The organism is Chlamydophila parapsittaci, assembly GCF_006385615.1.
Taxonomy (GTDB): Bacteria; Chlamydiota; Chlamydiia; order Chlamydiales; family Chlamydiaceae; genus Chlamydia; species Chlamydia psittaci.
Map to the genome: position 1 here is coordinate 24,616 of NZ_CP041038.1, position 12,429 is coordinate 37,044.

A 12,429-nucleotide genomic window follows, 5' to 3' on the forward strand; every position below is an offset into this window, starting at 1 on the left:
GTAGCATGTCTTGTTTTAATCTATCCTCAGTTAACCAAAGATTAGCTCCTGTTGGACCTAACCATTTTCCGGACGAAACAGATTGGAAAAATGTGTTTGAGTCCAAGATTATGAAAAGCTCTCGCAGTCATTTGGAACTAGAGAAATATCAGGCAAATCGTCAAACACGTGTTGCCGTCATTGCTTTATCTGTGCTGGTAACTTTAGTGTTATTAGCTATGCTTCTTGGAACCTTACAAATTCAAGCTTTTGTCATGACATGGGTTGCGGTTGTTGTAGCTGTAGCTGTTCCCACGATTTTACTCACAGGGGGCATGTATGTCTTGTATAGGATTAGCAGGAAAGTAGATGTTCTTGCGGGCTCAGTAATCAAACCTTTTGGGAATAGGGTTTGGGCTCCGATGCCACTATGTCACTATTACAAGCCTAAAGCTGAAGAAAAAGAACGTATTCAAGAAAGAATTCAAGAAACTCATATAGACTTGTCAACTTTGGATAAAAATGGTTCTGGAGTAGCATTAGTCTATTTTTATCCAGATGGTATAGATTATAGAATCCCAACCTTTGTATTTCCTTTAATAGCAGTTCCGTTTGTTGTTCTGATTAAAATGGTCTATAATTTGATCAGATTTATAGTGATTCCTTTTTATATACTTTTGCAAATGGTCATACAGTGTGTTTCTAAAACAGATATCTCTAAAGAAGATCGCTTTATTTTTAAGGATATAGTTCGAGAAATGGCTAGATCTCTCGTTAACCTTCTGAAGGCTCCTTTTTATGGCACAGCTTCAATGATGGCAGTCTTTTATGGTTTATTAAACCCTTTAGGAGGGCGAGTTGCTTATAGTTGTATTGAAAGAGATTGGAATAATGATGTGATTCGTTCTCGTGGCGTGTGGTTGGCAGTTCCTCAGCATAATTTTAAATTTGAAGGAGGAGGTACACGACAAGGATTAGGACAATTCAGTTATTACCTAATTGGATGTTTTCAACCTATTGGTATGTTTTTATTTAGAGAAGGAAAGATTGTGTCAGGTGCTCATACGTCGGTGCAATACTATCCTCAAGAGAGTCTACCTATTTATCCAGGAATAGCTGTTATTCCTGCTTCTGAAATTGAAGAAAGTAATCATGATGAGGAATTGGACAGTGCTAACAATGTAGAGTTAGAAGAATTGATCTAGTCTGTTTTCTTTTAAACTCCCATCTAAAATATTTTTGATGAAAAACTTAAATGCGTTAAACTAGCCTCAAAGTTTTTCTGTCAGACACTTTTACGTTTACTATCTAGGTATATTAGTTTTGAAATTCTAAGCTTTTTGTCTCAGAAAACCTTCAACAGTAGTATAACTTAGGGTTGTATCCGCTAGGAATAGAAACTCAATCTTTTATGGTATCCTCTAAGTTGTATGAAGAAGAGAATATGACAGTACAGCAGTCACAAGATGGGATCATCCTTACCTTTCATTTCTTCTAAAAATTTTCACGGAGAATCCGATATAATCCCCGAATTCGGTTGTCCATCAGCATTCATAAATTTTCTTATTTCCGAGTTAGTAGACCTTGAAGGTTCTTCAGAGATTGCTGAGGGCTATTTATCTTTATCAGAGAGCCTATTGATGCTTTCCCGAGATCATATCGTGGTTTTAAAAATCATCATTTTCTACGGGATGAAGTATGGGGTGAATAAGAAAAATTCTCGAATCTTGGTCGATGTTTTAGCCTACATAGATATCTTATTTAAAAAATTAGGCATTAGCTCTTCGGATAGACTCTCTTTGTGTTCTGCTAAAGTATGTGCGAATTTTGAATTATTTTCTTTAACTAGCGACACTAAATTCTTAGATCAGGTCTTCAAAGATTTTCATGTCCTAGAACAGTTACTTAAGATTCATCCTCATTTGAATGATAGATTAGGTTGGGAGCATTTTTGTCGCGGAGAAAAACACGAGGAAGTTTCTTATTTAGCAACTGCTTATGTATATGAAACTGTAGGAAAATCTTACTTAACATTATATTGTAAAAGCAAAGAAACGGCAGCTCTTATACGAAGCTCTCAATGTTTTTCTAAGGTATTAAGCCTGGTTCCAAATCGAGCAAGTGCTCACGCAGATTATGCCGAATGTTTGCAATTTTTCGGGCTAGAATCGGGAAAGTCTTCCTATATAGAACAAGCTATAGATCACTTGTCTAAGGCTATTTTTCTGAGCTTTAATCGTCATATTGATAGCGCAGCTCATGAGAATTATCGCTATAACTATGCTTTAGCAGTAGTAAGATTATTTGATCTAACTTATGAAAAAGAGCATTTCTATCAGGCGAATAAGGTATTGTATCAAACGGTGCAAGCATATCCTCATATTGCTGAGCTGTGGGTGTTGTGGGGGGAATTGTTGATTCGTTCCGGTTGGCTTAACAGCAGCATGAAGCACATAGAAATGGGGTTGGATAAGCTTGCTTCAGCTCAGAAAAAAGGAGCAGACCCGATTATTTTATCATCGCTTCTCGCGAATGGAATAGCAGTCCTTGGGTTGTATTTAGACGAACCCAATCTATTTAAAGAGAACCGTACGCGGTTAGTTGCCGCAATGAGAGCTTTTCCTGGGAATAGTCATTTAATTCAAGCGTTAGGGGTGGTACAGCTTTGCTCAGCTTTATATTTTGGTGACGATGCGAATTTTGCCGCTGCTGCATCTTGTTTTAAATCTTGTATTGAATGGGATGCAGAAAATATCAACGGGTGGCAGAAGCTTTTTGATGCATATTTTGCTTGGGGGGTAAGAAAAAAAAGTGTGAGATTGTTGCATAAAGCTGTTGATATTATGAAGAGGTTATGTTCTTTACGTCCTGAAGTATTTTTATTTTGGAGCGATAGAGGCTTAGCTTTAAAATGTTTAGCTGAAGCAACAACAGATCTTGCTTATAAGGAAATTTATTTAGAAGAATCTTTACTATACTATCGTAAAGCTTGGGATCTTACCTGTAGAATAGAAATTTTGGAATTGTGGGGACATTCTTGTTATTTATTAGCAAATCTTCAAGAGTCTCTAGAATATTATGATCAGGCTTATACTTTATTATCCGCTATAGATGAAGATAAACGGTCCTTCAGAGCCAAGGTCATTATCGCATCTACTCTTTTAGGAAAAGGGAAACTATTAGAAGATGAGTCTTTGGTTGAACAGGCTTTAGTTATTTTGAATTCGTTAATAGATGAATGTCCTGATCAAGAAGATTTACTACTCTTATTAGGAGAGGCGTGGCTATTTTTATTTTGGAAACGACGTTGTTTGGAATCCGAGGAATTAGTTAGGCTATATTTAGAACAGGCAGTTGCCTTAGGGTGTAGCGAAGCTTATTACACTTTAGGTAAGTTTTATGCTGTTAAAAAAGAGATAGGTCAGGCTTGGGCCATGGTAATGCGTTCTGTTGATTTTGGTTTTAAAATTACAGAATCGCGGTGGTTAAATGATCCGTGTTTAGCAAATTTGCGAGCTGGGCACGAGTTTCATGAAGTTGTGGCTAATCAAAGAGGTAAACTATGGTGGGCGAACAAAACAGAGGCGAAGAGAAACTAGACGCAGCTCTTGGTTCAGGAAACTTAATGGATTCAAAAACTAGCCATTTGGATGATGAGCTAAGTTTTAAGTTAGAGAAAGCGTTTACCTGTTTATCTACTGATATACATTCCCACGATCTTTCCAAGATTGTTAGTGAATATAATCCTATAGACTTAGCTTATGCTGTTTCTTGTTTGCCACCAGATTCACGTGCTATTCTTTATAAAAATCTCTCATGTATAGCTTCTCGAGTTGCTTTTATTATTAATACGGATTCTGCTTCTCGTTGGGCTATTTTTCGTAAATTGACTGATATAGAAGTATGTGCATTGATTGATCAGATGCCTCCAGATGAGGCTGTATGGGTATTAGATGATATTCCTGATCGACGGTACCGTAGAATTTTAGAATTGATAGATTCTAAAAAAGCATTAAAAATTCGTGATTTACAAAAGCATGGTCGGAATACAGCAGGGCGGCTCATGACGAATGAGTTTTTTGCTTTTTTGATGGAAACGACCGTAAAAGATGTTTCCGCTTGTATTAGAAATAATCCGGGAATAGATTTAACCCGGCTGGTGTTTGTTTTAGATTTTAAAGGAGAGCTTCAAGGTGTAGTTACCGATAGAAGTCTAATCATTAATCCTCCTGAAATCTCTTTAAAGCAGATCATGAGCCAAGTAGAGCATAAAGTCTTACCTGATGCGACTCGAGAAGAAGTTGTTGATTTAGTAGAACGTTATAAAATTGCTGCTTTACCGGTTGTTGACGAAGAGAATTTTTTAATAGGCGCGATTACATACGAAGATGTTGTAGAGGCTATTGAAGATATCGCCGATGAAACTATAGCTCGCATGGCGGGAACAACAGAAGATGTAGGGTATCATAGTTGTCATGTTGTTCAGAGGTTTTTACTAAGAGCTCCTTGGTTATTAGTTACTCTTTGTGCTGGACTAGTCAGTGCTTCAGTGATGGCTTATTTTCAAAAGATTGCCCCATCACTGCTAGCTCTCGTGATTTTCTTTATTCCTTTAATTAATGGAATGTCAGGGAACGTTGGTGTTCAATGTAGTACGATTTTAGTGCGTAGTATGGCTACAGGGACTCTTTCATTTGGAAGACGTAGAGAAACCATATTTAAAGAGATGAGTATTGGTTTATTAACTGGAGTTGCTTTAGGAATTCTTTGTGGGATTGTTGTTTATCTTATGGGATTCATAGGGATGAATCTTTTTTCAGGAGGAGGATTACAGCTTGGGGTTACTGTAGCAGCAGGTGTTTTAGGAGCATCATTAACAGCGACTACTTTAGGCGTTCTTTCCCCATTTTTCTTTGTGAAATTAGGTGTAGACCCAGCTTTAGCTTCAGGACCTATTGTCACGGCATTAAACGATATTATGTCTATGGTGATATTCTTCTTAATAACAGGTTTCTTGAACTTTTGTTTTTTCAGTTAATAGTTTTTCTATATTTTTGATCAACTTCATAAGGTTCTTATTTCTTCAGTATTTCTCTTACACTCTAAAAAAGATTCCTCAGATCTACTTTTAGATACTCAAGGATACCAGCGGTGTGTTTCTAGAGATGCCGCCATTATGGTTGTCGTTTTCTCTATTATTGTTGTCCTTACTATTCTAGGTATTGTACTTGTTGGCTCTAATGTTCTTACCTCTTCAATAGCTCTTATCTGTTTTTCTAGTGCGATTACAGCAGTATGTTTGATAGGTTTGGTTCTTGTTTTTATTTTAAATGCGGAGCAGAGGATCTTTCCCAAGATTGCTCTTCCTAACGAAATGGAATTTTCTGACGATGAACAAACTTTTTTACAAACATTATTGAACTTAACCGTTCCAGAGGAAGTACAAGAAACAGAGATCCAAACATTATCAGTAGGCACTCCTGAACGGGTATTTATTACTGGAACATTGTATCGCAACAATCCTTCTTATAGAGACAACATTTCTGAGCGAGTAGAAAATCTGCACGTTTCTTTTATGAATTTTGCCATGACCTTTACTAACGCTATTATGCATTGTGGAAGGGAATCAGGAAACTTAATAAAGGGCATCGTTAGGGAAATCAATGATCTGTTTATTCCCTCATTACGTTCTCGGAATCAAGAGACTTCCTTGTGTTATTGTTTGCAAATGTGGAGCGAACTTTTAAAGCAGCATTCTTTTGTAGATTTTATTGTCCTTATTCTTGAGAAACCAGAGATCAATAATTTCCTCCTTAAGAAGTTTATAGATGTTGCTGAATCTTGGAATACCAATCACGGTAATACTACTTATATTTCTAGAGCTTTACAAACGTTCAATCTTTGGCTTTACGGTTTATATGTGGGGGAGCCCTGCATAGAAATTCTTGAAGGTTATAACTCTCAACTTCTTACTTCGCAGGACCGTGCTTATTTAGAAGAGGGAAATTTCATTCAGCTCATTTTCTCTAGAGCCGAACCAGAATTACGTGTTCGATTTGCGGATTTTTTAAACACATCCGTACATGCTCTAGCTGCTAGAAAATGTCATACTATACAAAATAGTATGAACTCTGATGAGTATACACAAAATGATCCTTCATTACGTGAACTGATAGATAACCTTAATTTAAGAATGACATTTTGTTTGAATTTACCTATATGTTCTTCTTGGAAATTTAGATTTGCTTTGGCGAGGAATCTAAAGGGTATATACGATTTAAATCAGTTTATTATGGAAAATTATTACAGTTTACTAGCGAATCCCTTTTTGCTTATAGAACTGCTCCATAGCCATTCTAAATATCAAAGTTTCATCCAAGGATTACTGACTAAGGCAATGCCTATAGGTTATTGGAAATCTTTAATAGAGCCTATAATTGCAGGTTTGTTTTCTGTAGGAATAGCGAATGAACGAGAACTCAGTGTTAGGGCGAATCACCTAGGCTTGAGTTTTAACGATTTGATCTCTGTGATTTCTTCAAATCGTTTTTTAGAAGTTTTATTCCCACATTTATTTACTGAGTAGCTGTCTTAATTTATTCTCAGGCTTTTGGGAAAGACGGAGTGTCTGTGATTAAGAAACACAAAAAGCAGTCCTTAAAAAGGATTTAAGGTACTACTTTTGTGCATTCTCTTAGATTTATTTAATGAATTTTTTATGAGCGTAGTAGATGCCAAAAGGTATCATACAATTTATTGAGAAGGCTAATAATAAAAAGGCGGAGTATCCTATTTTATAAGCCCCAGATAATTGTGTGACTTCTTGAGGAGGTAAGAAGCTAATCCATAAAGCAAATACACAAGAAAGTATTCCTAAGAATGAAAGTAGGCAGATACCAAAAAATTTCCCAGGAACTGAATAGAGCCGCTGAGCTTTTGGCTCTTTAATACGTAAGATAGGACCTGAAATAAATAGGCAAATGTACATTGCTAAATACATTTGTATACTTAAAGCACTAAGGATCCAGTACGCTAAATCTGCTGAGTCTAGACACAGGAATATCAAAGTAAACACAGTGACTACAATAGCTTGAAATAACATAAGGTTTGTAGGGACATTCTTTGAGTTTACTTTTTTAAACATTCTAGGAAGGCAGTCATTTTGTGTGGAGACGAATAAGCCTTTAGTTCCTGCGAACATCCATGCGTTAAGTTCTCCCAAAGATCCTGCGATGGTCATAACTACAACAATGCTTGTCATCCAAGAAAGATTGTATTTATCAAAGAATAAAGAAAATGCTTTAACAAGCCCCGAAACCAAACTGATTTCTTCTTTTGGAATAACAATGGCTATAGAAAGAGATCCTAAAACCAAGATAGCTAATGTACAAATTGCTCCAATAAACACGGCTTTCGGGTAATTCTTTCTAGGGTTGATCATATCAGAGGCAAGGTTAGCATTAGCTTCTAATCCGCATAGGGCTAACAGCATCCCTGCTAACAATACAAAAGAAGACATACCGTGAATATCAGGAATTAGATCCCCCCATGAAAGGGAAATGGCTATAGGATTACCAGATAGAATCCAGAAAATAGCCAAAGTGACTAAAATGGCACCTGGGATCAAAGTTCCTATGATAACACAGATTGAACTGAACAACGCTGATGTACTAATTCCGAAGAAATTAAAGAAGGTTAAACCCCAAAATCCAGCGAGGATAACAGTAGCCAGATAGATTTTATTGTGAGCTAGATCTGGATTAATTTTATACACCAGGGTACTTGCAATAAATGCAAGCATCGCTGGGTACCAAGTCATATTATGGAACCATTGCATCCATATTGAGAAGAATCCCCACCATTTTCCTAAGGCATCACGAGTCCAAATATAAATTCCTTGAGGTTTAAATGATGCTAATTCTGCAGAGATAAGTGCATAAGGGATCATAAAACAACATACGGCTAATGCATAGAAGAAAAGAGTGGATAAGCCGTGTTTTGCTGTTAGAGGTAGGTTCCTTAAACTGATTACTACTGCTAGAGATAACATTCCAACAGTAAAAGTTCCTAGAGGTTTTGAGGGTTTTGAATGGGTGTGCATAAGAGCCTTCTTTAGATTACGCTATTGTAATACTCGGGTCTAAGTAAATATCTTGAATTAAGTTTAGTAATTGTATGCCTTCGGTCATAGGTCTTTGGAAAGCCTTTCTTCCCAAAATGAGCCCCATACCTCCAGCTCGTTTGTTAATCACAGCAGTTTTTGCTGCCTCTACAAAGTCATCCTTCCCGGAGGGACCTCCAGAATTAATAAGTCCTACCTTACCACAGTAGCTATTCAGCACTTGATAACGACACAGGTCAATTGGATGATCTGAAGAGAGTTCGGAATATACTCTATCATCGGTCTTACTAAATTTAATAGCTTTAAAACCACCTTGGCATGTAGGTAGTTTTTGTTTTACGATATCAGCACCTAAAGTTGCTCCTAAATGATCGGCCTGACCGGTCAAATCAGCAGCTGTATGATAGTCGACACCATTAGTGATAAAGTGGGGATTTCGTAGATAACACCACAATACTGTGGCCAATCCTAGTTCTCTAGCTCGTGCAAAAGCGCGAGAAACTGCAATGATCTCTTCTGAAGATGTCTCAGAACCAAAATACACGGTGGCTCCAACTGCAACAGCCCCCATATTGTACGCATTTTCTACCTGGCTGAAGAAAATCTGGTGGTAGGTTGTTGGGTAGGATAATAGCTCGTTATGATTGAGCTTCAACATAAAAGGAATTTTATGAGCGTATTTTCTTGAGAGTAAGCTTAAAACTCCATAAGAAGAGGCCACAGCAGAACATCCTCCTTCAATCGCTAAGCGAATAATGTTTTCGGGATCAAAATAGATGGGGTTGGGAGAAAAAGATGCCCCCGCTGTATGTTCTACTCCCTGGTCTACGGGAAGAATTGAGAGATACCCTGTATTACCCAACCTTCCGTGGGAAAACATTGACTGTAAAGATCTTAATACAAGGTTGTTTCTATCAGAATAAGAAAAAACTTTATCGACAAAATCTAGTGAGGGAAGTGTAAGATTTTCTTTGAGGATATGTTTGCATTTGTGTTTTAACAAAGCTTCTGCGTCATCGCCTAGCAAATCATATATCTTCGACATACAAATACAGTCTCCTTAAGTGGTAACAAAGGTTAGTTTGGGGTTAATGAGTAAGATTTGTCAAGAATCTTTATAAAAGCAATCATTAAAAAGAGAAAAAACTATACTTTTTAAAATCTTTAAACATTTAAAATGGAGTAGCGCTTTCTTTATTTTAGAGTAAAATTAAATGTCACAACCTTCAATTAATCCTCATCTTCGAACTAACACTACTACGAATGAACCTATTCATGATGTCTCTTCTGAACTAGTTTCTGTTGTTTCTAGTGATAAGGATACTGCATGTAAAATAAGACAGTCCCAAATTATTGGTTTAATTTCTTCTGTAGTTGCAGCTATCTTGTTATTAACTATTCTTATTCTTCAACTAATTCCTGGGGCTCCTATTGCCTTTACTGTAATATTGGGGTTGGTTCTTTTGGGTACAACAGCAGTATCCTTGACATCTTTAGCTATTTATTTCCTTAAAATTAGAAAAATCTTTTCTGAGCTTTCTGAAGCTTCTAAAGAGTTAAGAACTACCTTCTGTAATTTCTCTTTAGACTTTTTACAAAGTGTAGAGCCGCAAAGGATCACACAACTTCCGAGATATGGATTAAGATCACAACAACCAGCTTCTGGACTAGTTTCTAATCGAGTATCCACAACTTCTAGCTCGAATGCGATTCATGAAACATCATCAACTTCTACTCCCACACCCTCTCCGTCTCTTTCAGAACCTTTACCTGTCCCGACACAAACTGAGGATTCCGTTTTTGAGGATCTTGCAACTGAAGATCAGCCTGAAGAAGGAATTCCTGCATCAACAGTAGGTGAAGAACAGGAGGTTTCTCCCGAAAGAGTTCCAGCTTCAGTTGATGAGGAACAACCATCGACTTCTGATGCTACCGCTCCTGATTTGGAGAGAATGAACGTAGATGCTTTATTTCAATCCAACCTTATGCGCCTCCTGGACATTGCGCAAGCGGGTGGGCAACATCCTTCTATAGAAGAACACTCTAAGTATAGAAGAGAACATAGTAAAGCTACTAAATCCTTTTCTGTTTTTTGTAGAGGCATAAAGCAAATCTGGGAGAAGGTAAAGCGGGGAGAAATGCCCGTGAGCGTTGGAGACGTGCTCACCATGTCTACAATACCATTTTTTGGTGCGGATAATCACTCTATTTTGTCCATTACTTGTAATGCTAAAGCAGCATTCTCCAGTGATCTTTGGGGAGCTTTCTGGTTACACGATACCCTCATAAATGTACAGCATGCAGACAACCTCTTTGCTCTTATTCGGTTAATCAAAACATTAAACCAACCATCAGCTTATACAGCATCCTTGGTAAGTTTGAACGTGTTGCTCTCAGGATGGTGTCTCTGCAACCAGAGTCTCGCTGCGAATATTGTGGGGTCAGTAGAAAAACTCTCTCTACCTCAAGAAGATAAGATGTTAGTTTTAGAAATGTTGAATTCTGGAAATATTATTGGGGCTTTAGTGTTTGTACACGGGAGAAACAATCCAGACATCCAATCGATTATGCAGATCCATGATGTAAATGCGCATGGCAGGGCTATGCCTGCTTCACAGGCTGCTGTTAATATACCATTTGAAGGTATCGACCCTTATAATTTGCGTGCAATCACAGTGATGGGAGATCTAGCTGAAAGAGACCCAGCCGAACAAGATACTACACTTATAAGAGAGTCTCAAAGAATTTTTGAGAGATTAGGTGATCACTTGCCATCAGGTGTTTCAGGATTAGCTTATAGTTTAGGCACTGGCCCTGATCCTCAACTAAGTTCATCATTTTCAGAGACAGTAGAGTTCTTGCGTCAGCATCCGCCTACATCAACATCTAAAATTTTCTGTATTTTACAAGCTATTCGTAGTGCACCGAAATTACAAACTCGTCTGAAAGATTATCTTCCCTATGCTGGTAAGGCTGCTATAGCTTCTGCAGTTTCTACGTTAATTTTAGGAGGACATTCCCTAGGGTTGTTTACCTATAAACAAATAGGTGGTTTATGCTCGGCTTTAGGGATTTCTGAACGCGAATTGCTGCGCCTCATTGAATCTAGAAAAATAGCGGGGGCTATTCTTCCTCAACTTTTATCATAAAACATATTTCTGTTATTTTATTAACAGGATGTTTGTGGAATGGGGGTTTTATTAAATTAATCTCTATTTACTTTTTATCCTTTAAACATAAAGGCTGATCTATTATAGATTTACCAGCATATCTTGTTTTTAGGTTTTCTTTGTGTTTAATCAAAACTCTCCCATCATTTCTGTAAAAGAATTAAACAAGGAAATAGCGAACCATCGTATTCTAAACTGTATCTCTTTCTCTGTGTATCCTGGTGAAATTTTTGGCATTATTGGTCATAGTGGCTCTGGGAAAAGCACTTTGTTACGCTGTCTTGATTTTCTTGTGGAGCCAACTTCTGGATCCATCTCGATAGCTGGTTTCCATACTTCTAACCCAATAGAAAAAATTTCTCGCACAGCCTTTGCTAAGCGGGTTGCCTATGTTTCTCAAAGCTGCGGCTTGTTTTTAGCAAAAACAGTGTTTGAAAATATTGCATACCCCCTGAAGGTTCGTTGCCCAGAGATGACAAAATCTCTCATCGAAGAGAAGGTTGATGATGCTTTGCATTTTTTTAATCTTTACGAGAGAAAACATGCATATCCAAGTAGATTAAGTGGGGGACAGAAACAAAAAGTCGCGATTGCCACAGCTATTGTCTCTGACCCTATGGTTTTGCTTTGTGATGAAATCACTTCCGCTTTGGATCCTAGATCAACCGAGGATGTTGTGGATAAATTGTTGCAGTTGAATGAAGAAAGGGGGATCACCCAAGTATTCGTATCTCATGAAATCGAAATCGTGAAAAAACTTTGTTCCCAGACTTTGGTTATGCATCAGGGAAGCATAGAAGAATTAGGTCCTACGGAAAAACTTTTCTTAAATCCTCAGAGCACGATTACAGAAGAACTTTTCCATATGCATTCCATCGCAAAGGGAATTTATGAATATGGTGAGAATGAAGAAATTTTAAGATTAGGCTTTCCGAAAGGGTTGGCAGTTCAAGGAATGATCAGTCAACTCATCCAGAGTGGAGGGATCTCTATGAATATTCTCTCTGGTGATATCAATCTCTTTCGTAAAACTCCTTTGGGTTTCCTTATTGTTGCTTTATCTGGAGAAAAAGAACAAAGAGATTGGGCAAAAAGTTCTCTTAGAGAGAAAGGGGTTATAGTAAAGCAAGTCCAGAAGTCAAGATAGCGGTATTGTAG

At 37.5% G+C, this 12,429-nt stretch carries 8 protein-coding genes; 6 read left to right on the forward strand and 2 right to left on the reverse strand.

Features of this window, described 5'->3' with window-relative positions:
* Positions 1 to 5 precede the first annotated feature (5 nt).
* The 4 genes from FI836_RS00110 to FI836_RS00125 all read left to right on the forward strand — a co-directional run bounded on the left by FI836_RS00110 (position 6) and on the right by FI836_RS00125 (position 6,565).
* Positions 6 to 1,184: a hypothetical protein gene (locus FI836_RS00110; protein ID WP_014943827.1), complete on the forward strand. Its 1,179-nt coding sequence runs from the start codon at positions 6 to 8 to the stop codon at positions 1,182 to 1,184.
* Between the two features lie 261 nt (positions 1,185 to 1,445).
* Positions 1,446 to 3,578, forward strand: a complete 2,133-nt coding sequence (locus FI836_RS00115; RefSeq protein ID WP_014943828.1) for a hypothetical protein — start codon at positions 1,446 to 1,448, stop codon at positions 3,576 to 3,578.
* Positions 3,579 to 3,604: 26 nt separating this feature from the next.
* Positions 3,605 to 5,017: a magnesium transporter gene (mgtE, locus tag FI836_RS00120; RefSeq protein ID WP_006343173.1), complete on the forward strand. Its 1,413-nt coding sequence runs from the start codon at positions 3,605 to 3,607 to the stop codon at positions 5,015 to 5,017.
* 138 nt (positions 5,018 to 5,155) lie between these two features.
* Positions 5,156 to 6,565 (forward strand): CT214 family putative inclusion membrane protein, encoded by a 1,410-nt coding sequence (locus tag FI836_RS00125; protein ID WP_014943829.1) that lies wholly within the window; start codon positions 5,156 to 5,158, stop codon positions 6,563 to 6,565.
* Between the two features lie 114 nt (positions 6,566 to 6,679).
* Here the strand turns inward: FI836_RS00125 and FI836_RS00130 are convergent, their stop codons facing one another.
* Positions 6,680 to 8,080, reverse strand: coding sequence for an amino acid permease (locus tag FI836_RS00130; RefSeq protein WP_006343175.1), 1,401 nt, complete (start codon positions 8,078 to 8,080; stop codon positions 6,680 to 6,682).
* Between the two features lie 16 nt (positions 8,081 to 8,096).
* On the reverse strand, positions 8,097 to 9,146 hold the full coding sequence (locus FI836_RS00135) for a class I fructose-bisphosphate aldolase (protein WP_014943831.1): 1,050 nt from the start codon (positions 9,144 to 9,146) through the stop codon (positions 8,097 to 8,099).
* Positions 9,147 to 9,315: 169 nt separating this feature from the next.
* On the opposite strand from FI836_RS00135, the gene FI836_RS00140 reads away from it, so the two are divergent.
* Together FI836_RS00140 and FI836_RS00145 are read left to right on the forward strand one after the other, a co-directional pair.
* Positions 9,316 to 11,250 (forward strand): CT214 family putative inclusion membrane protein, encoded by a 1,935-nt coding sequence (locus FI836_RS00140; RefSeq protein ID WP_014943832.1) that lies wholly within the window; start codon positions 9,316 to 9,318, stop codon positions 11,248 to 11,250.
* Positions 11,251 to 11,392: 142 nt separating this feature from the next.
* Positions 11,393 to 12,418 (forward strand): methionine ABC transporter ATP-binding protein, encoded by a 1,026-nt coding sequence (locus tag FI836_RS00145; RefSeq protein WP_006343178.1) that lies wholly within the window; start codon positions 11,393 to 11,395, stop codon positions 12,416 to 12,418.
* The last annotated feature ends 11 nt before the right edge of the window (positions 12,419 to 12,429 follow it).

Coding starts and splice junctions, on each gene's coding strand:
- FI836_RS00110 (WP_014943827.1), top strand. CDS start 6: ATGTCTTGTTTTAATCTATCCTCAGTTAACCAAAGATTAGCTCCTGTT.
- FI836_RS00115 (WP_014943828.1), top strand. CDS start 1,446: ATGGGATCATCCTTACCTTTCATTTCTTCTAAAAATTTTCACGGAGAA.
- mgtE (WP_006343173.1), top strand. CDS start 3,605: ATGGATTCAAAAACTAGCCATTTGGATGATGAGCTAAGTTTTAAGTTA.
- FI836_RS00125 (WP_014943829.1), top strand. CDS start 5,156: ATGGTTGTCGTTTTCTCTATTATTGTTGTCCTTACTATTCTAGGTATT.
- FI836_RS00130 (WP_006343175.1), bottom strand. CDS start 8,080: ATGCACACCCATTCAAAACCCTCAAAACCTCTAGGAACTTTTACTGTT.
- FI836_RS00135 (WP_014943831.1), bottom strand. CDS start 9,146: ATGTCGAAGATATATGATTTGCTAGGCGATGACGCAGAAGCTTTGTTA.
- FI836_RS00140 (WP_014943832.1), top strand. CDS start 9,316: ATGTCACAACCTTCAATTAATCCTCATCTTCGAACTAACACTACTACG.